This window comes from Bacillus sp. FSL K6-3431, assembly GCF_038002605.1.
GTDB lineage: Bacteria > Bacillota > Bacilli > Bacillales > Bacillaceae_C > Lederbergia.
Genome location: NZ_JBBOCT010000001.1, coordinates 4,199,773 through 4,224,078, shown reverse-complemented (window position 1 = coordinate 4,224,078; position 24,306 = coordinate 4,199,773). Strand labels below are relative to the sequence as shown.

The 24,306-nt window shown below is 36.6% G+C and carries 26 protein-coding genes and 1 pseudogene; 5 read left to right on the top strand and 22 right to left on the bottom strand.

Annotated features, from left to right (window positions below; genetic code table 11):
* Positions 1-134: 134 nt before the first annotated feature.
* The 5 genes from solA to MHB53_RS20370 all read right to left on the bottom strand — a co-directional run bounded on the left by solA (position 135) and on the right by MHB53_RS20370 (position 3,699).
* Positions 135-1,259 carry an N-methyl-L-tryptophan oxidase gene (solA, locus tag MHB53_RS20390; RefSeq protein ID WP_340921858.1) on the bottom strand — a complete coding sequence of 375 codons (1,125 nt, stop codon included), beginning with the start codon at positions 1,257-1,259 and terminating at the stop codon, positions 135-137.
* Positions 1,260-1,376: 117 nt separating this feature from the next.
* Positions 1,377-1,913: a methylated-DNA--[protein]-cysteine S-methyltransferase gene (locus tag MHB53_RS20385; RefSeq protein ID WP_340921856.1), complete on the bottom strand. Its 537-nt coding sequence runs from the start codon at positions 1,911-1,913 to the stop codon at positions 1,377-1,379.
* Complete coding sequence (locus MHB53_RS20380; protein ID WP_445661462.1) at positions 1,910-2,500, bottom strand: bifunctional transcriptional activator/DNA repair enzyme AdaA; 591 nt, start codon at positions 2,498-2,500, stop codon at positions 1,910-1,912. The genes MHB53_RS20385 and MHB53_RS20380 overlap by 4 nt, the downstream gene beginning before the upstream one ends.
* Before the next feature lie 202 nt (positions 2,501-2,702).
* Positions 2,703-3,221 (bottom strand): GNAT family N-acetyltransferase, encoded by a 519-nt coding sequence (locus MHB53_RS20375; protein WP_340921852.1) that lies wholly within the window; start codon positions 3,219-3,221, stop codon positions 2,703-2,705.
* A 25-nt stretch (positions 3,222-3,246) separates the two neighbouring features.
* The gene (locus MHB53_RS20370) at positions 3,247-3,699 is read right to left on the bottom strand and encodes a MarR family winged helix-turn-helix transcriptional regulator (protein WP_340921851.1); all 453 of its coding nucleotides are present in this window, start codon (positions 3,697-3,699) and stop codon (positions 3,247-3,249) included.
* 115 nt (positions 3,700-3,814) lie between these two features.
* Between MHB53_RS20370 and MHB53_RS20365 the strand changes: the two are divergent.
* The 3 genes and pseudogenes from MHB53_RS20365 to MHB53_RS20355 form a co-directional block, all read left to right on the top strand.
* Positions 3,815-3,889, top strand: a pseudogene (locus MHB53_RS20365) (YitT family protein); the annotation flags it as partial.
* 128 nt (positions 3,890-4,017) lie between these two features.
* Entirely contained in the window at positions 4,018-4,428 is a 411-nt protein-coding gene (locus MHB53_RS20360) for a hypothetical protein (protein WP_340921850.1), read from the top strand.
* A gap of 72 nt (positions 4,429-4,500) precedes the next feature.
* The gene (locus MHB53_RS20355) at positions 4,501-5,400 is read left to right on the top strand and encodes an EamA family transporter (protein WP_340921849.1); all 900 of its coding nucleotides are present in this window, start codon (positions 4,501-4,503) and stop codon (positions 5,398-5,400) included.
* Positions 5,401-5,586: 186 nt separating this feature from the next.
* On the opposite strand, the gene MHB53_RS20350 is transcribed toward MHB53_RS20355, so the two are convergent.
* The 11 genes from MHB53_RS20350 to pdxR all read right to left on the bottom strand — a co-directional run bounded on the left by MHB53_RS20350 (position 5,587) and on the right by pdxR (position 16,746).
* Positions 5,587-6,330, bottom strand: a complete 744-nt coding sequence (locus MHB53_RS20350; RefSeq protein ID WP_340921847.1) for a creatininase family protein — start codon at positions 6,328-6,330, stop codon at positions 5,587-5,589.
* A gap of 5 nt (positions 6,331-6,335) precedes the next feature.
* Positions 6,336-6,962 (bottom strand): bifunctional 4-hydroxy-2-oxoglutarate aldolase/2-dehydro-3-deoxy-phosphogluconate aldolase, encoded by a 627-nt coding sequence (locus MHB53_RS20345; RefSeq protein ID WP_340921845.1) that lies wholly within the window; start codon positions 6,960-6,962, stop codon positions 6,336-6,338.
* Positions 6,963-6,967: 5 nt separating this feature from the next.
* Positions 6,968-7,891 (bottom strand): phosphotriesterase family protein, encoded by a 924-nt coding sequence (locus tag MHB53_RS20340; RefSeq protein WP_340921843.1) that lies wholly within the window; start codon positions 7,889-7,891, stop codon positions 6,968-6,970.
* Positions 7,892-7,921: 30 nt separating this feature from the next.
* Entirely contained in the window at positions 7,922-9,190 is a 1,269-nt protein-coding gene (locus tag MHB53_RS20335) for a PTS ascorbate transporter subunit IIC (protein ID WP_340921841.1), read from the bottom strand.
* 6 nt (positions 9,191-9,196) lie between these two features.
* Positions 9,197-9,481, bottom strand: a complete 285-nt coding sequence (locus MHB53_RS20330) for a PTS sugar transporter subunit IIB (RefSeq protein WP_340921839.1) — start codon at positions 9,479-9,481, stop codon at positions 9,197-9,199.
* A gap of 21 nt (positions 9,482-9,502) precedes the next feature.
* Entirely contained in the window at positions 9,503-9,934 is a 432-nt protein-coding gene (locus MHB53_RS20325) for a PTS sugar transporter subunit IIA (RefSeq protein ID WP_340921836.1), read from the bottom strand.
* 18 nt (positions 9,935-9,952) lie between these two features.
* The gene (locus MHB53_RS20320) at positions 9,953-10,708 is read right to left on the bottom strand and encodes a GntR family transcriptional regulator (RefSeq protein WP_340921835.1); all 756 of its coding nucleotides are present in this window, start codon (positions 10,706-10,708) and stop codon (positions 9,953-9,955) included.
* Between the two features lie 814 nt (positions 10,709-11,522).
* On the bottom strand, positions 11,523-12,821 hold the full coding sequence (locus MHB53_RS20315; protein ID WP_340924884.1) for an aminotransferase class I/II-fold pyridoxal phosphate-dependent enzyme: 1,299 nt from the start codon (positions 12,819-12,821) through the stop codon (positions 11,523-11,525).
* A gap of 168 nt (positions 12,822-12,989) precedes the next feature.
* Positions 12,990-13,895: a cytochrome c oxidase assembly factor CtaG gene (gene ctaG / locus MHB53_RS20310; RefSeq protein ID WP_340921832.1), complete on the bottom strand. Its 906-nt coding sequence runs from the start codon at positions 13,893-13,895 to the stop codon at positions 12,990-12,992.
* A gap of 4 nt (positions 13,896-13,899) precedes the next feature.
* Positions 13,900-15,015: a histidinol-phosphate transaminase gene (hisC, locus tag MHB53_RS20305; protein WP_340921830.1), complete on the bottom strand. Its 1,116-nt coding sequence runs from the start codon at positions 15,013-15,015 to the stop codon at positions 13,900-13,902.
* A gap of 291 nt (positions 15,016-15,306) precedes the next feature.
* Entirely contained in the window at positions 15,307-16,746 is a 1,440-nt protein-coding gene (gene pdxR / locus MHB53_RS20300) for a MocR-like pyridoxine biosynthesis transcription factor PdxR (protein WP_340921828.1), read from the bottom strand.
* 293 nt (positions 16,747-17,039) lie between these two features.
* Here pdxR and MHB53_RS20295 point away from each other — a divergent pair, with 293 nt between their 5' ends.
* Positions 17,040-17,294, top strand: coding sequence for a hypothetical protein (locus tag MHB53_RS20295; protein ID WP_340921827.1), 255 nt, complete (start codon positions 17,040-17,042; stop codon positions 17,292-17,294).
* A gap of 615 nt (positions 17,295-17,909) precedes the next feature.
* Here MHB53_RS20295 and MHB53_RS20290 read toward each other — a convergent pair.
* Positions 17,910-18,728, bottom strand: coding sequence for a class I SAM-dependent methyltransferase (locus tag MHB53_RS20290; protein WP_340921825.1), 819 nt, complete (start codon positions 18,726-18,728; stop codon positions 17,910-17,912).
* Positions 18,729-19,240: 512 nt separating this feature from the next.
* Between MHB53_RS20290 and MHB53_RS20285 the strand changes: the two genes are divergently transcribed.
* Entirely contained in the window at positions 19,241-19,810 is a 570-nt protein-coding gene (locus MHB53_RS20285; protein WP_340921823.1) for a nitroreductase family protein, read from the top strand.
* A gap of 95 nt (positions 19,811-19,905) precedes the next feature.
* Here MHB53_RS20285 and MHB53_RS20280 read toward each other — a convergent pair whose 3' ends face one another.
* The 5 genes from MHB53_RS20280 to MHB53_RS20260 all read right to left on the bottom strand — a co-directional run bounded on the left by MHB53_RS20280 (position 19,906) and on the right by MHB53_RS20260 (position 24,236).
* Positions 19,906-21,141, bottom strand: a complete 1,236-nt coding sequence (locus MHB53_RS20280) for an MFS transporter (RefSeq protein ID WP_340921821.1) — start codon at positions 21,139-21,141, stop codon at positions 19,906-19,908.
* Positions 21,142-21,378: 237 nt separating this feature from the next.
* The gene (gene rpmG, locus MHB53_RS20275) at positions 21,379-21,528 is read right to left on the bottom strand and encodes a 50S ribosomal protein L33 (RefSeq protein ID WP_340924881.1); all 150 of its coding nucleotides are present in this window, start codon (positions 21,526-21,528) and stop codon (positions 21,379-21,381) included.
* Between the two features lie 18 nt (positions 21,529-21,546).
* The gene (locus tag MHB53_RS20270) at positions 21,547-22,740 is read right to left on the bottom strand and encodes a GTP-binding protein (protein ID WP_340921819.1); all 1,194 of its coding nucleotides are present in this window, start codon (positions 22,738-22,740) and stop codon (positions 21,547-21,549) included.
* Between the two features lie 94 nt (positions 22,741-22,834).
* Positions 22,835-23,104, bottom strand: coding sequence for a 30S ribosomal protein S14 (gene rpsN / locus MHB53_RS20265; protein ID WP_340921817.1), 270 nt, complete (start codon positions 23,102-23,104; stop codon positions 22,835-22,837).
* 82 nt (positions 23,105-23,186) lie between these two features.
* Positions 23,187-24,236, bottom strand: coding sequence for a metal ABC transporter solute-binding protein, Zn/Mn family (locus MHB53_RS20260; protein WP_340921815.1), 1,050 nt, complete (start codon positions 24,234-24,236; stop codon positions 23,187-23,189).
* Positions 24,237-24,306 lie beyond the last annotated feature (70 nt).

The window sequence follows — 24,306 nt, the reverse complement described above, 5'->3', positions numbered from 1 at the left end:
TTCATCCTCCTGTCTAAACTATTACCTTTTTAGCTTTAGTTTAAACGAAAAAACAACTTCCCTATTTTCTAAGGAAGTTGAAATCATTGATAAAAAAATAATTTTAAAATACTGACTCTTGTTCAGCTTTTTGGTTATAAAAATCTGGTCAGCGACAGATGATCAATTGAATACTCCGTTTTTCCAGTAGTAATAAGATCCGCGGCAATTTGACCAAAGATTGGGGCCATTTTAAAACCATGTCCTGAAAATCCACATAATATAAGAGCATCTTTAAATTGAGGATGTGTTCCTATGATAGCATCATTATCAGGTGTATATGCATCCATATATGCACTTACACGGGTTGGTTCAGCATTTAATCCTGACATAAGCTCTCGCACTGCATCATTCACTTTTTTCAGACTATGAACATCTACACTTCGATCAAGGGCATCCGCATTAGCAACCTCCCCATAAAAAGTACCGAGCGCTACCTTTACCATGCTACCATCTAGCGTCGGGGTACCAAAAATGTTAACACCACGACTCATCCTAATAAAAGTTGGGAAATTAGCGACACTAAACTTTTCTTTTTCCAATAAAGGATACCATGTCATCACTAATCTCTGAATTGTAAGCTGCTTTTGGAGCTCGGGAAGAAGCGTACCTGTCCAAGGGCCCGCCGTTATAATAACCTTCTTCACTCGATAATATGTATTGTTAGCTTTAATTCTCACACCATTTTCAAACGGTTCAATTTCTTGAACTTGCGAATATTTATGCACAGTTGCTCCGAGCTTTTCAGCAGATTGCACTGCCGCCAAAACGGAAAGTTCCGGTCGCAGAAACCCAGCTTGCTTATCTAAAACCATGATTTCTCCCGGTAATAAACGATGCTGGGGAAAGCGTTCCTTCGCTGCCTCTTCATCGAGAACTTCATGAACAAGATGATGCGTGTGAATACTATTCATCACCCCTTTTATGAATTCACTTTCAGGATCACCGATCATAAGCCCGCCATTGATAGTAAGTAAATCATATCCAGATTCCTTTTCAAGCTCTCTCCATTGATTATATGCTTCTTGAAGTAATGGCACATATTCAGCACCTTCAAAATAGGCAGTTCGAAAAAGACGTGTTTCTCCTCCAGCAGCGGACTGATCATGCCCAATCCCAAACTGCTCAAAACCTAAAACGGAAACCCCTCTTCGAGCAAGCTGCCACATCGCCATACTCCCCATTGTCCCAAGACCAATTACTGCTACTTCTGCATCCATAAAAAAATCGTCCCCTTACTCATTAAACTACTCCTGCAATTTTTAGATAAGAGTATATTAATTATTTTACTACAAAGTTTAATTATGAGATGTCAAGATTAGGATTCAATTGTACTTTTAACTATCTTTCCTATTTACCTTACCTCCTTCTAATTGAAGAAGATACTGCTTCATTTCCGTGCCTCCCCGGTAACCTGTTATTGCTCCATTTTTTCCAATCACACGATGACATGGTACCGTAATAAGTGCTGGGTTGGAGCCTATAGCCGATCCAACCGCACGGACTGCTTTAGGCCTTTGAATAAGTTCAGCAATATCTGAATAGGAGTATGTTTTTCCATAAGGTATTTGCTGTAACGCTTCCCAAACTTCTTCTTGAAATGGTGTTCCTTTTATATCAATTGGCAAAGAGAATAACTGCCGATTTCCCTCAAAGTATTCACTTAGTTCGGTGATATATGGTTTCAAAGCCTCCTCGTTTTCCACAAGGGTCGCTTTTGGAAAATGTTTTTGTATCCATGCCCCAAGCCCCTCATACGATTGTCCAGGTGAACCAATATAGCAAAGCCCCTTTTCTGTCTTGGCTATATATAAATGCCATCGGTCGTATTCTAGAATGGACCATTCAATTATTTGTTCATGCTTATCTTTCATTTGTTTCCCCGCTCCTTTATCAAGTTTTTCTCATATGTTTTTCGATAACCTGCCGGTGTGACTCCTAACTTGTTCTTAAACAAAGTAATAAAATACGGTGTACTTGAAAATCCGATTACCATTCCGATATCTGCCACCGATTGCTTGGTAGTCTCTAATTTTTCGATTGCTTTTGTTAATCGAACCTGCTGCGTATATTCATTTGGTGATATGCCCTTCACTTGTTTAAATAGTCGTTGTAAATGATAAGGGCTACCATGGAAAATATCTGCTAAAACGTCTAAAGTGAGTCGTTCAGAATAATAGTGGTCGATCCATTCAGTGATTTGCTTAATCCACTCATCAGCAGGCAAGGTTAAGTTGTCTGGTTTACATCGCTTGCACGGCCTGAATTTCCCCTCTAATGCCATGTATGCATTTTGAAAGATGCGCACATTATCTCTATTTGGTTCCCTCGATTTACAAGATGGTCTGCAAAAAATTCCCGTCGTTTGTACCGCATAAAAAAACGTGTCATCATACGCTGGATCACATTCAATGATGGCTTTCCAATATTCAGCAGGAATATTTGATTTTTTCACTTTCACCGTGTTCACCTCTTACATAATTATATACGATAATCGTGATATACAAACATTTGCACAATATAAAAGCAAGATAAAGTAATCTTGGAAATAGCGTTAAACATCCTGGGGAAAATGCTGATTCCACACATTTTTGACGCCTTTTTATTTTGCTACTATACCTTTTTCCAAAAATTTAAAAGCCATTTTTGAATATAAAAGCAAGTTATATGAGTGTTTTGGTCATTATAAAGTCCACTTGTTCTTCATCACCCATATAAAAAGAGTGGGCTCCAGTTTGAACAAACCCCTTTTTCTTATAAAAAACAATAGCATTTTCATTTTTTTCCCATACGCCTAGCCAGATTTTATTTTTCTTACATTCCATCGCAATTTCCATCGCTTTATTTAGGAGGCACTTACCAAGCCCATGTTTTTGAAACTTATTCCTAATATAAATTCTCTCAATTTCAAGTAATTCATCGCCCATTTCTTCAGACTGAGCATTATTAGTGTTAACCTTCAAATATCCAGCGACTTCATTATTAAAATAAACAAAAAAGAATTGCGAAGAAGGATTGGATAATTCTTTTTTTAATTGTATTAAGTTAAATGCCCTTTCCAAATAGGCATTCATATTTTCGGGTGAATTTTGATGCTTAAATGTCTCATTAAATGTTTCATGACTAATTTCTTGAAGTTCAAGTGAATCTTCAAGGGCACACTTTTTTATACTTATAACCATTTGAATATATCGCTCCTTTATATAATCAATAATTTCTCTTGTTTCCTTTTTTTACAAATCCCCAGTCTTTTTCTACATTTTTTCTTATTCTTTGAAGAAGATCGAAAGCGGTTTCTGCTTCTTTCTCGGAAAATCCTTCTAATGCCATAGTATTGGAATAATCATTTTCACTTTTTATGAAAGGATAAACATTCTCCCCCTTCTCTGTCGGAAAGAGTTTTTTATTTTTTTTGTTATGTGCATCTTCCTTCTTTTCAATAAAGCCATTAATTTCAAGTTTTTTTATAGCACGAGCTGCTGTTGTTCGATCTACCTTTATCATCTCAGCTAACTTTTCTTGAATGATCCCTGGATTTTCACATATTCGTACAAGGTACAAATACTGCCCTTTTGTAAGGTCATATTCTTTAAATTCTATATTACTTATAGAGTCTAATGCCCTTGCTATCATTCCAATTTCACGAAGAATTCCCTTCATAACTTAACTCCTTAGAATATATTTTTGTTGCAAATGCAATAAAAACAACATATATTAAGTTTATCCTTGTTTTGTTGCATTTACAACAAAAATAATGATAAAGAGGTCGAGTAAAGTGAAATATGTTTTTTATTTATTAGGAATTTTAATATTAACCCTTGGTATTTCTTTCACTATACAATCAGACCTCTAGGCTTCTTATACTGCTATGAATTGTTTGAGTTTACTGTATAATAATAGAATTAGTAGTTCTTACCTTCTAAATAAGGTATCTATCTATGTTTGATTTTAATATTTAAATAGTTGGGGGTTATTTCATTGTCTGCTGCATACTTGTTCATGTTCGCTTCTATTCTTGCTGTTATTTCCATTTTAATAGTTTTTAAAATTTTCATGGATAAAATTAAACGAAATCCTGAGAGTCGTAATACGCATCAAACAAATTTTTTCATCGGAGTAGCAATTGCTGAAACAATTCCAATTATACTCATTGTCTTTGGATTTATAATGAGCGAGCCTGTCGCCATAATCAATGAATTATTTGTACCAGCAATCGTCATTATTTTAGCATTGGCATTCGCTCCCTTTTACATATTCTTACAAACTAAAGTGGATGTGACAAAGGAAAATAAAAATATCGTAACTACATTCGCTTTTATTGGGAGTGCATTATGTCTTTCCATTCCTCTCATATCAATTATCGGTCTTACTTTGTTAATGCCTAGATAAGTAGGGGGGATCTTATCACCTTATATTTCAAAATAGTAGATAGTCGTGTTTTTCATAAAAGGAGTAATGGAAATGAAGACTTGGCAATATGCAACCATCGTCTTTTTGGGAGGATGCTGTTTCGGGATTTTATCAACATTTGTAAAACTAGCTTACTCCGCAGGTTTTTCTATGGCGGAAGTAGCAGGAGGTCAATTTTTATTTGGAACAATCTTTATTTGGTTGATTGTTCTTATTACCAAAAAGAAGAAGTTTAATATTAGTATGCTGCAAGTATGTAAGCTGCTCATATCAGGATTTCCTATGGGTTTAACTGGAATTTTTTATTATAAGTCCTTACAAACCGTAGATGCATCACTTGCCATCATATTTTTATTTCAATTTATCTGGATCGGAACATTGATTGAATGGATTTTTTATAAAAATAAGCCTAATCAAAGCAAACTCATTTCAATTATTATTCTTCTTGTGGGTTCCGTTTTGGCTGCAGGTTTTATTGTAGATGGGATTAAAGAACTTTCTTTAATTGGTATGATTTGGGGAATGCTTTCAGCCTGTACATTTTCAATCTTTATTTTAGTGAGTGGTGCAGTTGGAAATAACGTTCCGCCCATTTTCAAAAGTGCACTTCTATCAACAGGCGCATTAAGTATTGTGATGATTCTATTTCCACCAATGTTTTTATTTAATATTCCTGTGCTTCTTGGATTAGCACCTTATGGTTTATTACTTGGCTTTTTTGGCGTCTTTCTGCCACCTTTACTTTTTTCAATCGGGATGCCATATGTAGGACCAGGACTTGGCACGATATTATCTGCTTCTGAACTCCCAGTTGCTGTGATTATGTCGGCTATTATTTTAGGTGAGAACGTCACTTTGATACAGTGGAGTGGAGTATCCCTCATTTTAGCGGGGATTGTTTTCGGTAATGCAACATTTCTTAAAAGGAAAAATGAGTCGCGACTTACGTAAGTTTAATTATTATGTGCATTAGTCATTACATATTCATATATACTTAAAATTTATAACGGACATGGAATTAGTTAATAGTTGGACAATAAAGCTATAAGAATTATAAAATAGAGGCTCTTCAAAAGTTTTTTGAACTTATGAAAAGCCTCTATTTTTCACTCCATTAAGTATATATTTGAAGTGGTATTACTTATCCCCTACATCATCTGTAGCCAATTGTACTAACTCAACCATCCTATCAACAAAGCTATTTAGAAGCTTTTCCCCTTTTGCCTTACTAGCAACAGTGGCATCTCCATATACTCCACTTTTACTTAGTTCTCCCAATGATAGTGTTGATCTTCCATATAAAGCTGGTTTATCTGGATATTCTGTTACTGCCTTAGACATATCTACTAGGTCAGGCTTTATAGCGAGCATAAGGGAAGTTTCCAATTCACATGCATGAATCATACCGTGCCAAGGTTGAGAATCACAGTGTTCTTTCATTACTTGATTGAGGTCAGGATAAAACAAATAAACCACATTCATATTTAATTCATCCATTAACTCTCTAGTTGCATATTTCATTGCTGCATTATTTGCATCATGTCCATTCACTAGGATGAGTGTCTTTACCCCATATCGACTAACACTATGAGCCACATCTTTGATCACTGCTTCAACATGGTGTTGTTGTAGTGAAACTGTACCGGGAATATCACGCCATACCCACGAATAACCAAACGGAAGAGCTGGTAATAAAAGCGCACCTGTTTTTTCACAAATTTTCTTTGCGATCCCTTCAGCTAAATATATATCGACACCTAAAGGAAGGTGATGACCATGCTGTTCAGTGGCACCTAAAGGTAAAATCGCAACTGGAAATTCCTCTATAGCGGCTTTAACTTGATCCCTAGTCAAGTTGATCATTTCTTTTACCTCTGCCATATAAATCAGCTCCCTAGCTTTTGCATAAGCTCTACATACTGTTTTGCTTTTTGTCCAATGGCCTTCAAGTCTTTTGTCGTAGCACCTCTTGGCACAAGATCGCTTCCAATAGCAAATGAAGAACACCCTGCATCATAATAATCGTTTAGATTTGTTAAATCAATGCCGCCTACTCCCATAATATGCACCTTTGGAAAAGGTCCTTGAAGACTTTTTACATAAGATACCCCAAGTGCATTTGCTGGAAATAGCTTCACCACATTTACTCCATCTTGAGAGGCTTGCATAATCTCTCCCGGAGTAAAAACACCTGGGAATACATCTACTTGCTTTGATTTTACATAGCGCACTAACTCTCTATCCCACCCTGGAGTGATAATATATTTTGCACCTGCTTCTAATACAAGATCAACCTGATGTGGATGAATAACGGTACCTGCTCCTAAAAAAACAGCATCTTGAAAGGTGGAACGGATATTTTGAATACAGCCAAGCGCTTTTTCTTCCTCACTAAGTGACACTTCAAGCATAGTAATTCCATTTTCAACTAAGGTTTCTGTAATTGCGATAGCATCTTCGGGATCTACCCCGCGAAGAATGGCACAGATTGCTCCATTTTTTAATGTCGTCATTTTATTCACCCTTCAAATTGCCCTAACCAACGGGCAGGATTTTCTACAAAGATTGTATGAATATCATCTCGGCTTACCCCTTCATCTAATAAACGTGGAATGAACTTTTTCAAGATGTATTCAAATCCAGGCCCTCCACCATAGGCTTGTAAATAAACTTGTCGTCCCATATCGGCAGAAATAAGTAGTTGTTTCACATATCCGTTTTCAATCATATTTTTAATGAGCTCCACTCTAACGCTGTCAGGATAATATTTTATTTTACTTACCCCGTCAAATTGAACATATGCCCCTCTTTTGGCAAGTTGTAAATGATAATATGGATCCGCATTTCGATCACTATGGCCCACTGCCACTTTTGATAGATCGATTTGCTCTTCTTCCAAAATATCAAGCATTTCTTCACCCATTGTTCCTGCTTCCGTATGCAGCCAAACAGGTGCCCCTGTTTCCTTTTGGGCCCGGGAAACAGCTCTAGTAACTTTTTCCTCCAGAGGATGTATTAATTGATCCCAGGATCCAGCTTTTAAAAACCCAGCTTTTGCATCTGTTCCGTCCATGCCAATTGTTACGTCTCTTACTAATTTTTCTTGAATTTCTTCCATTGTTAAGGCCTCTACCCATGCCGGGAAATAAATATGCTTATTAAAACCTGTAGTTGCAACAACATTCACACCGGTTTCGGCTGCCATCCGTTTTAGTTTGGATGCATCTCTTCCATAATCTAAGGTAGAAGCTTCTACTAATGTATTTCCCCCAGCCCTTTTAAATCTCAAAAGTTCACTAGTAGAGGCTTCGTAGTTTGAAAGCTCTAAATCACGATCTTTTTGACCTGAAGGTGGGCAAGTCCATAAATGTTCATGACTGTAAGTAAACCCAAGATCTTTTGCATCTATATCGCCTAAAACTGTTCTCACTTTTCCCATCAATAATTCCTCCTATATGTTATAATCTTGGCCTTATAACCCTATCCCGAATAACATTCCTATTAATCTTATTAATACAACCACGATAATCGCATCTGGTGACGCAAACCAAAGCCCTTCAACACCATAAGCGGTCATATCAACTAACGGATATGCAAGTGCTACGAGTAATGACCACGAAATCCCTAAGAAGAGTCCCGCAATGATTGCCCCACGTCTTCCACCAGTCGCATTACCGAAAACTCCAGCAGCACCACCCATGAAAAATAATCCGATAACCGAAGGTAAAACAACTACTGGTAATATACCTGATATCACTGTAACCAAAAGTCCTCCTACTAACGCTGAAAGGAAGCCGATTGTTACAGCAATTGGAGCAAAAGAGAAGAAAATCGGAACGTCTAGTGCAGGTTTTGCGCCTGGAACTATTTTCTCTCCTACCCCTTTAAATGCAGGAACAATCTCACCGAGAAACATGCGCACACCTTGTAGAAGTATTAGAATACCTGCAACAAATGTTAGGGCATTCATTAAGGCAAACTGAAATAAGTTTGTTCCTCCTGATATTTCATTCATTGTTGCGGAATCGACAAACATGGCAGTAAATAAATAGATTACAATCATAATGATTCCCATTAGAATACTCATATCTTTTAAGAAATCAAGTGATTTTGGTACTTTGACATCTTCCGTAGAATGCTTTTTATTTCCTAGCTTACCGCCAATCCATCCTGACATGCTAATCCATGAACTTCCCCAGAAGCCAAATGCAATATTATCATTGCCCGTAATTTTACGAACAAATGGTTGAGAAATAGCAGGGAAAAGGACCATTGAAATCCCTTGAATAACGGAACCTAGAACAATGGTAGTTGTACTAGATAAGCCCATTTGGTTAAAGACGATAGCCATTGTACCTGCGAACGAGAACATCATATGGCCTGTGAGAAAGATATATTTCCATTTCGTTACTCTTGCAATCAATAAGTTTATTAAAAACGCAAACACTAAGATTAAAGCCGTTTCTTTTCCTAATACAGTTTGTACAGCAGCAACCAATGCATTATCCTCGGCTACTATGCCCGTCAAACCAAATGCTTCAGTGAACATGGTACTAAACGGTAGCAGCGCTGATACAATAATATTAGATCCTTGTTGCAAAATGATAAAACCGAAAATGGTTTTTAGCGTTCCTTTAATAATGTCAGAAGTTGATTTTCTGAGGGCAACTAATCCAACTAAGGCGATTAACCCTAATATGATAGCTGGATTACTTAAAATCGATACAATGGTATCTAACATATTTCATTACCCCTTTTTGGCTAGTTTTTGAATGACTGGCATGACCTTACTTTCAATTTCTTCTTTATCTAATAAATTATTAATAGAGATTACTTCCACAGGTTCATCTATCAACTCTGCAGATATTTCACTGGATGCCACCATGAAATCGCATGGCTTTCCTTTCGCCGATCCTAAATCAACTGCTTCTCCATCTAATTCATAACCATGACCCTTGGCAATAGACTGAATATCCATAAGTAGCATTAAACTAGTTCCAAATCCCATTCCGCAAACGGTTACAATTTTCATATAAAACATCCTCCTCATAATTTAAATAATAGATATAATTTCCTGCTTTGAAATTGCCTTATTCATGATGATGTCAAGCTTTTCCTCATCTCTTAGTACATTCGCAAGTGCCTGAAGCATTTCGATATGGCTCGTATTATCTGTACCACATAGCGCACAAACTAGTGTAATTGGATCATTTGTCGGGTGACCAAAAACAACAGGCTCACTTAATCTAATCATTGAAACCCCTTTGCCTTTGGCACCCAATTCAGGTCTAGCATGTGGAAATGCAATATTTGGTGCGATAACAATATATGGACCTATATCTTGAAATCCCTTGACCATTGCATCTACATATCTTTCTTCCGCTAGTCCTTCATTTACTAATAGTTGTCCTGCTTTTCTTATCGCATCCTCAGCGTCTGAGGCTTTGACATCTAATTCAATTAAACCTTCAGATAGGGTTAGCATTGTCTTTCATTCCTTTCATTAAAACGTTTTTGTTTTATTCCTTCCATCCAAGTCAATGGAGTATTGATAACGGTCCCCTCTATTCGACATCTCGACTAGCTCAAATGGAGTGCCATCTTCCAAAAAAGATAGTCTAGTTAAATGGAGCAAAGCAGACTGAGGTGGTATCCTTAGCTCAATGGCTTCAAAATCAGTCGCAATTCTAGCTTGAATTCGTTCGTGTGCTTTGTTAAGACGGATATCGTACTCTTCCTCCAGAGTTTCATACAATGATTCTCCCTGAAGTCCATTTTCAAGTAGATTTGGAACAAATTTAGCACGCATATAATTGATCATAATGGCAATAGGTTCCCCATTAGCAAAGCGTATCCTTTTTAGGCAAAGTACTTTTTCATTAGAAGTAAGTTGTAATTCTTTTTTTAGTTTAGGTGTAGGATCAATCTCCATGAACACCAAGTTTTCAGTATGAGTTTTTTTCCCTTTATGTCGCATTTCTTCGGTCCAACTAGTAATTGTCCCAGCAGTCTGTACTATACTTTTTGACTCTACAAATGTACCCCGCCCTTGAATCTTCTTAACTATTCCATCTGCTACCAATTCGTCAATTGTCCTTCGAACCGTAATCCGACTCACACCATACATCTTTTCGATCTCAGGCTCAATTGGTAGAACATCCCCTTCTAATAGATTTTCTTCTATATATTTCATTAGGGAAATTTTCAATTGTTTATACAAAGGTAACTTCGATTTGTTACTTAACGTTTGTTTTTGCAACATCCCCCGCCCTTTCATTATGATGTATTTGTAAATAATATCTTAATTACATGATAACATTATAATGTATTATGTCAATAATTTTATTTACATCGCTTTCATTATGATGTTTTTGGATAAAGATTATAATGATAGTTGATTATCGGTGGGAATAAACAACTCAAAAAGGACCACTGATCAAGTAGTCCCCTGAAAAAGATAACCTATTAGTACTCTAAATGCTTCTTGTCCATCACTCGTTTACGAATTTATAATAACGATTACCCAATGATATATGAAACATTCTTTACTTTTTTTGATACTAAAAATACTTAATAGTAATTCTTTCATGAATTACATTCATACTGTTGGTAAGTCCAATCAAATTTATATACATTCATTTGCTTTTGACCATAAAGTGAAACTTCAATCAGTGGGGTTTTTCTATCATCCCTCACTGATTGTTAAGGAACTTAGCTAAGGTCCCCGCGTCCTGCGGCAACGCCTGAGTGACCAACATCCAGTAGGCCTAAACCAATCGGGCCTTTACGGGCAGTTGATCCCCATTTACTCTTCATTGTTTTTACTCAAATCCTTGAAGTGAGGGTTTTACTGCCCGTTAATCTGCGATAAATATTAATCAGCTCTATTATTAATTTCAATAGACGGGCAGGCACAAAGCATTGGGAAAATCCTAAACTTAATAAAGTTGATACGTATTTCTTCAAGATAAAACCCTCATTACCTACTAGCTAGTAATTTTATTTAAGCAGTCAAAAAAACAGATGATAGACGTAAATCCATCACCAGACTATATAAAAATGTAATAAATTTATCACACGAATGCTAATAGATCTTTTATACCTTTGTAAATAAGATCAAATAGTTCCTCAATATTTCGTTCTTCCACACAGGAGAAGGCAATTCTTAAATCGGTAGAATTAATAGCGATTGTACCTACTCCATATTGATTTAGTAAATGCACCCTTAATTCTTCCGCGTCGACAGTTTTTAGCTGCAAACACATAAAATAACCGGAATTGAAAGGGTAACAAGACCAGTAGTTATTATACTTTTCTTGGTTTAGTACCTGTATTACCTTCTTCGCTCTTCGCTCCATAATCTTGTATTTTTGCTGTTTTTCCAGATCAAATTCTTTTGATTGGAGTGACTTCAAAATGACGGTTTGAGACAAATGCGAACCGCTAGAAACTGTTCCACGTATCAATCCCTTTGTTTTCTGTTCTAAAGCTTCCAAGATAACAGGACTTTCGGACGCAAATGTGATAAAACCTACTCTTAGTCCCCAAACATAGTTTTCTTTTGTCGCACCATCTATTTTGATGGGCAGGATCCGCGGATGTAAACCTGATAAATAACCGAATAAAGATTCTTTTACAGAGTCTTCATAGAACAAGCCGAAGTATGCATCATCCAGAATCACCACAATATTCAATTCTTCTTGAGCTGCCTCGTATAGAGCAGTAATAATGCCTTCCACTTCTTTAGAATACGGAGAATAGCCAGTGGGATTATTCGGGAAATTCAATAAAACTACTGCTTTCCCTGCTGTTTTTTGTTTGAATAGAGTATCTTTAAAAGCGGAAACATCAAACTCCCCATTATCATTAAAAAGAGGGTAAGTTATTAAGTTAGCACCTCTTCGAATATGAAATATCGATTGGTAGTTTCCCCAATATTTATCAGGCACTAAAACCGAATCACCAATATCTGTAAACAGATCCGCAGCGATACTCAAACCATGAGTAAGTGCATTGGTGACAATAGGCAATCCAAAGACTTCATTTCGTAGATTAGGATTGTCTTTTATTATTTTTTCTTTCCATGCCGTCCTTAACTCTTGTTTGCCTGCAGGTGGTGCATATGGATAAATATCTTTGGGATCATATCCCATAAAATGCTCTTGAATATGTTGAAAGTACATAGGCTCATTTTCTTCTGTAGCAATACCGATAGTGGCATTAAAGCGGTTTGCCTTCTCGATGGCTTCTGAACTTTGACTCAGTATGCCTTTTGGATAATATAGTTTCTTTCCTAACGGCGATAACATTTCGTAAATATATAAATTTTCATTTTTTATAGCTTCTTTCAGTTGAGCTGCAAGATCGTTCAAGTTCAACTTACATTCCTCCACTACTTATTTTCATTCATCAACTTTTTTTGACTTTCGGATGTGTATGCTCAATGGCTTTTTCATTCATGATGACAGACGCCGCCTGAACGACTGTAACGAGCACGTTTTTAGAAGCATTGGTCATTGATATACCTCGATATTCATTGTTTACCTTTGCAGTAAAGGTGTGTTTTCTTCATGATCGCTTATTTCTTGCTCTTTGCGATACCACGCTCTAAAAATCATAGCTAATATGATGCCATATACAGTTTCTTGGACAGCCTTCATAATAATTCCGCCAAGCTGTTGGTCATATAGGAGTCCTAATGGATTAAACATCTCTAGTATCTCTGGTCCAACTGAACCCAATCCAGCCATTGAAGATGGTGTCGCACATAAAGAAAGTGCATTTATCCAGGTTTCAGGATCAGAGTATGTTGCATATAAAGGTGTGTCCGCAAAGATAATAAGTGCACAAGGGGGTAGCATTAACATACCGTTGGCAAAAATATAGCCTACCTTTTGTAGACCCGACATGGTATTGTACTCTTCCAAACTATTAAGCAAAGGCCAATACATTAAAATCGCGAGCAAGAATAATAATGTGTGAATTAAAGCGTGGTAAAAGTTACTTGTCTTTGAAAAATCAAGAATAAGCGGTATATGATAAAGCGAAAACATTGCATTGAATAGAAGTAATGCAATTACCGGTTTTGTAAAGAACCGAACCAAAGCTTTTATGATTCTATTATTTAATACCACTCTCCAAAGCCAATTTGGTATCCCCTTAATAAATAAAATGGGTAGGATTAAAAGCAAAAATGCCATCTGAAGCATATGCATCGTTAACATCATGTGACTCATCAAATCAATTGGCGATCCCTTTATGATATATAAGAGGACAATAAATAAAATAAATGAAATTGCCTGTTTTTTCGCAAGAGGCGTACTCTCTTTAAAGTATTTTCTATATCTTACAGTAATGAAATAATAAGCTAATATTATTAAAAGCATATATAATGCGAAAAATGGGCTCCATAGTGAAACAAAGTCAAATAAATAGAAAATAATCATATTATCACCATGCAACTTCATTAAGTATCGAGTTCATTGCTTTTATTAATACTCTATTCTCCTCTAATGTACCTAGTGAAATTCGAATGTATTCCGGAAGTCCCCAAATAGCTCCGTAACGGACGATAATTCCTCTTAGGAGCAATTGATTATAAAAAGATTCGGCCTCTGGACCAATTTTCACAAGAATAAAATTACTCATACTTTCTATATATCGTAGATTCATATTTGAAAAAGCTTTATATAGTTGATTTCTGCCTTGAGAATTCAACTTCTTAGATTTATTTACATGCTCGTCATCCATCACCGCTGCAACCGCTGCAGCTTGAGCAAGAGAATTGACGTTAAAAGGTTCTTTCACCTTTAATATACTTTGAATAATATCTTCTCGGGCTGCCCCAAACCCTACTCTAACCCCTGCAAGTCCATATATTTTCGAAAAAGTTTGCAGCACGATAACTGGGTAATTTAATGTAATATATTCTATACCATTCGTATAGTCTTCAGCAGTAGCATAGTGCCAATATGCTGCATCAAACACAACTAGAACGTTTTTAGGCAAGCTCTTTAAAAGGTGTTCGAGCGACTTTTTCGGAAGATAAGTACCTGTTGGGTTGTTTGGTGAACAAATATAGACAATTTTGGTCCGATTTGTAATTACCGACAATATAGGTTCAACCTCATACTCAAAAAGTTCTCCAAGTGCAACGTGAACAACTTTCCCCCCCATTAAATGCGCTCCAAATTCGTATTCGCTGAAAGCAGGAAATGGCACGACTATTTCATCACCTGCTTCTAAAAATGTTTCCGAGATAAGCGTAATCAGTTCATCTGCACCATTTGTTATGATTAATTGCTCTTGCCTAAGATTCAAGTTCAATGCTATCATTTCTTTTAAGCGGACAGCGTCAGCATCTGGATAACGATTTATTTGCGTAACATTGCGTGTAATTGCTTCAACCGCTTTGATTGACGGACCTAAGGCATTCTCATTTGATGCCATTTTAATAACGCCTTCCAGGCCCAGTTCAAGTTGTAATTCCCATATCGGCTTTCCGGGAGAATATGGTTGTATTTTATCAAGTGTTTTACGTGTGCGGATGACGGTGTTAGTAAACATTTTGTAACGCCCTTTCTAATAACCAACCTAAATTTGGTATTAACTATTATTAAGTTTTCATTTATGCAAAAGCTTTTTTACACTTCTCTTCTCTTATCTTATAGAAAAGCAAAGAATAGTGACCATCCAAATGTGTATGAATTTGACCATCCACTCTCAGCCTCTTATTTAAAAGAGGTAATAGAGAGGAATTAACCACTATGAATAATCAATATGATAAAAAGAAGGCCCTCCGTTCTATCTATACGTGGATTAGCCATGTACAGTTAGAAAGAGGCCTTCTATTTTAGACTATTGTTGCTTGCATGCTTTTAGTGCTTCTGCGAATCTTAAAATCCCCTCGCGAATGAGTTGCGTTTCTTCTCTTCCATAAGTAAACCGAACATAACCCTTTCCAGACCCGTAAATACTACCCGGAATGAACGAAACACCCCTTTTCATCGATTCCTCGAGAAGCTGTTTTTCATTAAATGCGGTTTTAAGTCGGCACCATATATGAATACCGCCTTCTGGTGGATTAAATTCAATTTCTCCATCTAAATATTCATCTAGACTGGCGATAATTTCATCTCGACGTTCTTTTAGTTCCCGCCTTAACATGGAAATATGTGTATCAAAATAAGAAGACTTTAAAAACTCATTGGCTGCCCATTGTGGAAAAATGCTATGGCCGAAATCCACTTGTTGCTTAGCGTCTGCCAGACGATCTATTACTTTAGATGGACCTATTACCCAACCAATCCGAAGTCCTGAAGCTACAATTTTCGATAAAGAACTTATATAAAGGACATTCCCATTTTCGTCCATCGACTTTAGTGTAGTACCTTTTTCCCCGTTAAAAGATGTGAGTGAGTACGGATCATCTTCTACAATAGGAATACCGAGTTCATACGATATATCCAATATCTTTTTTTTGCGTGCATGATGCAAACTTGCGCCTGTCGGATTTTGATAAGATGGATTCAAAAAGATCATTCTGATTCTATGTTTTTTATAAAGTTCAACCACATCGTCAGGATTGATGCCATGCTGATCAACCCCTAAATAATGTATTTTTACACCCGCCGATTGAAAAAGTGGTAATGAATAAAAATAGGAAGGATCTTCTATCGCAATCGAATCACCCGGCTTCAATAAACATTGCACAATTAGATGAAGTGCTTGCTGAGCGCCAGACGTAATTAAAATCGATGAAGATGGAATCTTTATATTTCTGTACTCTCTTACATGTGCAGAGATTGTTTCTCGAAGTGATGCATTTCCCTTTGGGTGATCATACCCAAGAGGCTCCATAAATGGGTGCTCTGTAAATATCATACGGAATTGTTCACTTGGCCATAAACTGGACGATAATTCACCGCTAGATAAATTAACAATATTATTTTTTCTAATCTCGGTACGAATGCGTTGTACGAATGGCAAATTAGGCAAAAAAGAGCCGTCTTCCATATAACGCCCCCAGTTTGGAATACGCTTGTGGGAAACTCCCCAAATGTCCGTGCTGATGCGTGTCCCACTTCCTATTTTGCGCTCAACAATACCGAGTGACTGAAGTTCATCGTAAGCCGCAACCACTGTGCTACGGTTGACACCTAGTTCTTTCGCAAGCACGCGCTCCGACGGCAACATACTCTCCAGTACAAACATTCCTGTTGATATTCCCTGTTCGATAAAATCGGCAATTTGCTTATATATAGGTTTCTTAGATGTTCGATCCAGCTTCCAATCCATCCTCTTTTTCCTCCTATATCTTTATAAAAATAAATGAGACCCGATATACTATTACTCTTACTCATCCTCTTTTTCATTGTGAATGGAAGTGGATGGCGAAAGAAACCAGCAATTGGATGGTCTAATTATCCGCAAATATATTATGATGAAAAGGTAGAAATGCTTTCCATCATCAATGATTGAAATTCACAGTTCCGCTTTATATTAATATACAGTGTTTTTCAAAAAAACAAAAATCTATAAATAGATGAGCTTTAAAATCTGCTTATCTTGCAATTTAGGAGTGAACGAAAATGACCACATTTATGATTATCGCAGCGGTTTTGGTAAGTATCATAGCACTTGTTGGAACATTATTAGTTGGGAAAGATATTAGTTCACAACAAAAAAGTTATGAAGAAAAAGAGGATACGCTTGAAAGTGAACTAGCAAGATCACATGAATATGAAACTAGTTCAATACGTGTAAACATAAAATCATTAACGTGGATTTATATTGGTTTGGCTCTAATCGTATTTGTAGTCTGTCTTGGAATTTTCTTTTATTAAAACATTGAAAATAAATGTTTTGGGTGTGGAGAGACACTTTTAGTTTCTCCATACTTTTTCACCTGTGATTTTGAAGTAAAAGCAAAAATCTAAAGAAAAGGTACTTCTGTTCATGTCCCCATAAAAATTTCAATTTTTATAGTTCCTATGATTGCTTGAAAAAGCAAGGAGATGCAACTAATGCCTCTTATATTATCTGTATGTTATTTATCTTCTTCACTAAAACTACCTGTGCCATGCGCATCGTAATCTGATTTGCACCTTTAAATTTCCCAATTAATTAGTATGTATATACTGAACGAGGGACTCGGACTTCCTGCCCTTCAAGCACCTAAATCGCGAGTAATATTCCTTATGTAATTCGCCAACGCTTCTTTCCGTTACTAGGCCCACTTCATTCCTTTTTTCCAAACTCTAATGTTTCAGTATCAGTATAATATGTCATACTCCTGGCATAATCTGATACATGTAAATTCGGAATCGCCCTACTAAAAGTACTGATTTTCGTTCATATATCATAAGTATATCGATCATACTAATAAAATTTATTATTGGTACGATCGATATTTCTAGCAAATGATTATTTATGCAACATTAGTAATAAAGCATAAACAATCATTTTATACCTAGTCGCATGCGATAGCTGAAAAGTATTTCCTGAGATTCACCACCGAAAGCTTGCTCTACCTTTTCTTGGAATTCAGTAACCTCTGAAAGCAACTCGTCAGCACCTAACTTTAGAGCGGTTTGAAGGGCACCTTGGCTTAATGCGATATTCGAATATCGGGTTGCAGCACAGAATTCCCAATGATGAAAGACGATCTCTTTAGAAAATGGAAATAGACCTGAATTGCATATTTGTTGAAGATGTTCATCCTTGTTCCATTTGTATGCCTGTTTCTCTTCAGGTGCCAATTGCCTTACACGTGTATCAGCAAGTGCAATGAGACGCTTATAACTTTCTTCAATTTCCTTATTAAAAGTTGGCGGCCAGTCACAATCATAAGCAGCAAACACCCCACCAGGGCGAAGTATGCGCGCAAATTCTTTAAGCGTTGACTGCGGGTTCATCCAATGGAAAGATTGAGAACATGTGACAATATCCACGCTTTCAGATTCCATGCCAAGTTGATGTGATAAACCTTTTACAAATTGAAGGTTAGCCGGCTTTTGCTGTGCAAGCCAATTAGCGAGAGCGACTTGACGCATATCATTGTTCGGTTCAATTCCAATGATTTCATCCGCATGATTTAACCATATAAATGAAGAAAGACCTGTTCCGCATCCGACATCGACAACTTTTTGCGGTTTATGAGATAAATACCTGGTCAGAATTTTGACAACCTCTATCGGTGTGCTTGGCCGATTTTGGTCATACAGCATACTAAATCCAGCAAAGCGCTCCACATTATTTGTACGGATATTCTTCGTCATGACAAGTTCACTCCTATTCTATTTTCCAGTTCTATTTTTCACTTTTATGGATTATTATACCATAAGTGGTTCTGAGATCGATTGCATTGTCTTTATTTGTATTAAAGTCTTATAGATCATTCGCAAAAAAATTACTGACCATTCCAGCGTATTCTTAAGGCTTCTTCCCTTATTTAATATCCGAGTGAACTCATTTCAGCAAAGCTGAAGCATCGGGGAATCTGTAGGGGATTCTAGCCACCTGATTGGTAAATCCCACCTACGTTTCGCTTAGAGGTGGAGTGATAAACCATAAAGAAGATCAAGCTAAAACAAAGCATACCAATAAGATTAATGACTTTCCAATCGGTTCGCTTAATGCCTAAAAACATCTTTGCTAATTTTTATAATTTATAGGTTTCGACAAAAAACAAATGATTAAAATAGTTAGATTCCAAATCATGGATGAGTTTGCTAGATTAGCGATACTTATTAGTAGAGCTTGTATTTTATATAGAAGGAGGCAAATAACTATGAACCTACACGAAGCGATTAAAACACGAAGAAGTATTTCACTTGTAACGGATGAAGAAGTGTCAACAGATCTCATTGAAAAGATTATCGAAGCAGGCACATACGCTCCAAATCACTTTCGAACGGAACCCTGGAGATTTTACGTACTTCGAGGAGATGGTAGAGTTAAATTAGGAAAAGTCTTCGCGGAAATCACACGCTCTCAGCAGGAAGATGTATATTCTGATAGTAGTAAAGCAAAAGTGGTAAGAAGCGCAAAAAATCCTTTACGCGCACCCGTTATTATTGCAGTTGGTGTAGAACCAAGTGAAAGAAATAATGTCATTCTTAAAGAAGAATACGCCGCTGTAAATAGTGGCGTGCAAAACATGCTGTTAACCATCCATGCGCTCGGACTTGGCGCAATTTGGCGGACAGGCGCAATTTGTTATCATCCAAAAGTAGGCGAATTCTTTCATTTATCCGAAAAAGGAGAAATCATTGGTTTTATTTATCTAGGTTATTCGGCCATCGAGCCTAAATCCCTTACTAAAACTCATTATAAGGAATTAACTACTTGGATTGATTGACAGAAATTGCAAGTATATAAAAAACAAAGATCCCATCATTTCAACCTTGATAGAATCTTTGTTTTTTTCTTATAAATATAATATATGGCGTGTTATTACATCACGCCTTTGGAGTTTTCTTCTTGATTGATAGCAATACCCACACCAGGAAGTTCTCCCGCTTTTTTTCTGAAATAAAAGATGAGTGCCATAGAGGTTACTAGTATGAATCCGCACATTACAAGTGTCCATAAAGTAATCGATATAGAATAACGGTCTATCAATTCACCAGCGAACTTAGGTAATAATGCACCACCTAATCCTCCCATAGCAACAAGCAAGCTTGTTGTCCATTCTTCTAATCCTAATGACGTTTCATTCACAAGCAGTAGGCCAATAGAGAATATTCCTCCCATTAACAATCCTGTTAAAAAGATAGAGATAAAGCTAAAGATAGCAGAAGATGAATTCGCAAATAGCAGTAAGCTAAAGAATTGTCCAATACAGCAAATAATGAATAGTTTACTATATCCTATTTTATCAATAATGAATGCCATGCTGAGACGTCCAACTGTCATTGCCGCCCAAAATACTGTAATACTTAGTGCAAGGGAGGATGCAGCTAAATCTGTTGTTTTACCTAATATCGTTGGTAAATAATTTGGCAGCATCATTTCAGTTCCCACATACATAAAGAAAAAGAATGCGCCAGTTGCAACAATTGGGATCTGTTTACGAGAGTATCGCATTCTCCTGGGCTTCTTTCCATCCTGTGTAAGGACTTTTGGTTGTTTTTTTAAAATAGAATCTATCTCTCCAAATGGAAGGAATAACCACGTAAATGTTGCTACGGTAGTAATCACAGCAACAAATGTAAAGGAAGCATTCCATACTCCTGTCATAATAAGAAATGCAGATATAACCGGAATTACCAAGGCTCCTACTCCAAAAAACACTTCAACCAAGACAAGTATCGTTGCTTTTTTCTCTTTAAGATGACCTATGATAAGTGCAGCAACTACCGTTTCAGCAATCCCTATCCCAGCCCCTCCGATAGGAGCCGTGAATAATAGTACATTCCAATTAGGCAAAGCGCTAAACACAAATTGGGAGATGGCAAAACAAAGTAAGGCGATAAATATAGTTAACCTCCGACCAATTCCATTTACTATGATCGGAGCGACTAGAACTCCTAGTAAAAAACCTAAAAACTGATTCATGATCAGCTGTCCACCATCACCATAATTAATGCCGTAAGATTGAACCATTGGTTCTAAAACCGTGCCTATGATGATATGGCCAAATCCATTCAAGCAGTATATAAGACAAGCAATCCAAACAAATTTTTTCATTTCATTCTCCTATGTATATATAATCTTCCATTCTTTCAGCATTATTTGAATTTTGATACAAGTATTCACTATCTTACCAGTAATGATATACATCGTCTAGAGCTTAAAAACATTATCATGACCCATGTAATATTTCATTCATTTGCTTTTTTATCATTTCATTTCGTTCTCATATGCAAAAAAAAGACTGTAGACAATAAGTTTCACAACTACTTGTCTACAGACTTTTTTTAGATTTTATTTAACTTCTCGATGTAACGTAATTCGTTTTAATCTAGGCGAATATTTTTTCAGTTCTAACCTTTCTGGATTATTACGTTTATTCTTTGTTGTTATATAATTACGATCCCCTGTTTCCGTACATGCTAAAGTGATATTCACCCGCATCTTCATTTCAACTCCTCATTAATGTATATAATCTTCTTCAACTGTGGGAAATGTATCAGTGAATTTTGTCCAATCCTGTTTCATTTCTTCATCAGTTAACAGACAAGCATCAAGCGAATCAATCACTTCTAATTGATTCATGTGAAGGCCAATCATGACCAGCTCTGTCTTTCGATCACCATGTTCTTCATCCCAGTCTTTAAGCAGATCCGGTTCCTGATTTAGAATCTCATTTCTCTGAGATTCTGGAAAAGTAGCGAGCCAATTTCCTGCTGCTTGAACTACGACAGACGGACCGGCCTGTGACACGAGTCCAACCATATCATTTCTAGTAGCAACCCAGAAAAATCCTTTTCCACGCACAATATCTTCTGGCCATTCGTTGAGCCAGTTTGTCCATCTTTCAGTATGGAATGGTCGATTTCTTCTATAGACAAAAGATGAAATACCATACTCCTCCGTCTCAGGAAAATGTTCCTCATTTAATTCTTTTATCCAGCCTGCACCTTGACTAGCAGACTCAAAATCAAATAAATATGTATTCAACACTTTGTCTAATGAGATTTCACCATGTGAAGTAATATAAATATTGGCTCTAGGATTCAATTTTTTCAATACGGACATTAACTCCCGTATCGCCTTCTCATCAATAAGGTCCGTTTTATTAAGCAAAAGGACATCCGCAAATTCTATTTGGTCTATAAGTAGATCCACGACTTCTCTTGTATCAACTTCATTCATCCCTTGTTTACGGTCAATTAGGTTTTCTCCAGAGGAAAAGTCAGCCCAAAATCGGTTGCCATCCACGACTGTAACCATTGTATCCAGCCTGCAAATGTCAGCCAAATGAATTCCCAAAGATTCGTCCTCGATCGTAAATGTTTGGGCAACAGGAATCGGTTCTGATATACCAGTCGATTCAATCACGATATAATCAATATTTCCTGATTTTACCAACTTTTCTACTTCAACCATTAAATCCTCTCGAAGGGTACAACAGATGCAACCATTTTGTAGCTCTACCATTTTTTCTTCGGTACGGGAAAATCCTCCTTGTTTAATCAGCTCTGCATCAATGTTTATTTCACTCATATCATTTACAATCACAGCTACTTTTTTATCTTCTTTATTTGCCAATATATGATTTAAAAGCGTGGTCTTACCTGATCCTAAATATCCGCTTAATACTGTTACTGGTATCTTTTTTTTCATTAGTCTCCCACCTTTTTACTGAATCATATTTGATGTAGCTTTTCATTTAAAACAAAGTTTCCAATAACCTAATTTGACTCTCAACAAGGTAGTCTCACCAGCTTGATTTTTTTACTCCTGGAATATGGCCTTTATGCGCTAACTCTCTAAATGCAATCCTAGACATATTAAACTTCCTTATGAAACCACGCGGTCTTCCTGTCAATTCACATCGATTATGCATTCTTGTTGGAGATGAATCCCTTGGCAATTTTCTTAATGCTTCATAATCACCATTTTTTTTCAATTCTTTTCTCAAGGCGGCATATTTCTCTACCATTGCCTGTCGTTTTTTTTCCTTTACTATCTTTGATCTTTTTGCCAATCTATTCACCCCTTTCACCAAAATGATAATAATAATCATTACGATTTAACTAATAAAATTTTTTATTTTTTTGCTTAGCTATTTAATTTAGTGCTTTTTCTAACACTTTTAAATTCCGTTCCATGAGCGTTAAATAATCATCTTTATTTTTAATATCCTTTTCTGTTAATACTGCAAGATTATGAATGTGTAATGCTTCCACCTTTGTTTCCTTACGGACAACATCAGCAAGTTTTGAATGGCTGTTTTGTTCAAACAAAATGTATGGAACTTGTTCTTCCTTAATGACATCAATAATACTCTGTAATTTCTTTTGTGAAGGCTCGTTCGCGGAAGAAAGGCCAGAAATTGCAATTTGTTCAATACCATATCTAAGTTCCCAGTATCCATATGCCGCATGTGGGACAATAATTTTTTTGCGTTTAGCATTTTCTGCTATTTCCTTAAACTGTACATCTAATTTATCTAATTCTTTTGCTAAAGATTGATAGTTCTTTTCAAATGCCTGCTTCTGCTCTGGCATTTTTTCCGTCATAGAAACGAGTACATTGCTAGCCAGCTCTTTCATAAGCACTGGATCGATCCAAACATGAGGGTCTACATCTCCGTGGTCATGACCTTGATTATCATGCTCCTCATGAGTTGCTTCTGCATGATTGTCTGCTTCCTCTTCTCCATGGTTATGTTCCTCATGGGTTGCCTCTGCATGACTGTCTGCTTCCTCTTCCCCATGGTTATGGTCTTCATGAGCTACTTCTTCTGTTACAAGGAGATCTTCTCCAACAGGCGCCAGTGTAACATGCTCGTTCTTTAAAGTGGACTCTGCCTTTCCTACAAAACTTTCAAGCCCAAGACCAATGTATAAAAATAAATCTGAATCAGCTAAATTTATCATGTCTCTTTGCGATGGCTCATACGTATGTTCATCCGATCCTGGCGGATAAATTGTTTTAACGTCTACACTGTCGCCACCAATTTGTTTTGTAATAAATTGAAGTGGATAAACGGTTGTGTACACATTTAATTTTTCCCCTTGGCCTTCTTCCCCTTCCTTTTCCATTTGACTGTTTTGGCAACCAGCAACGAGCATAAGTAAAAAGACGGTAATTATTATATAAATCTTTTTCCCCATTTATTCTACCTCCCTATTTATAAATAAGAACCATTACGATTTATACCACAAAAATTAGCTTACTTTATTT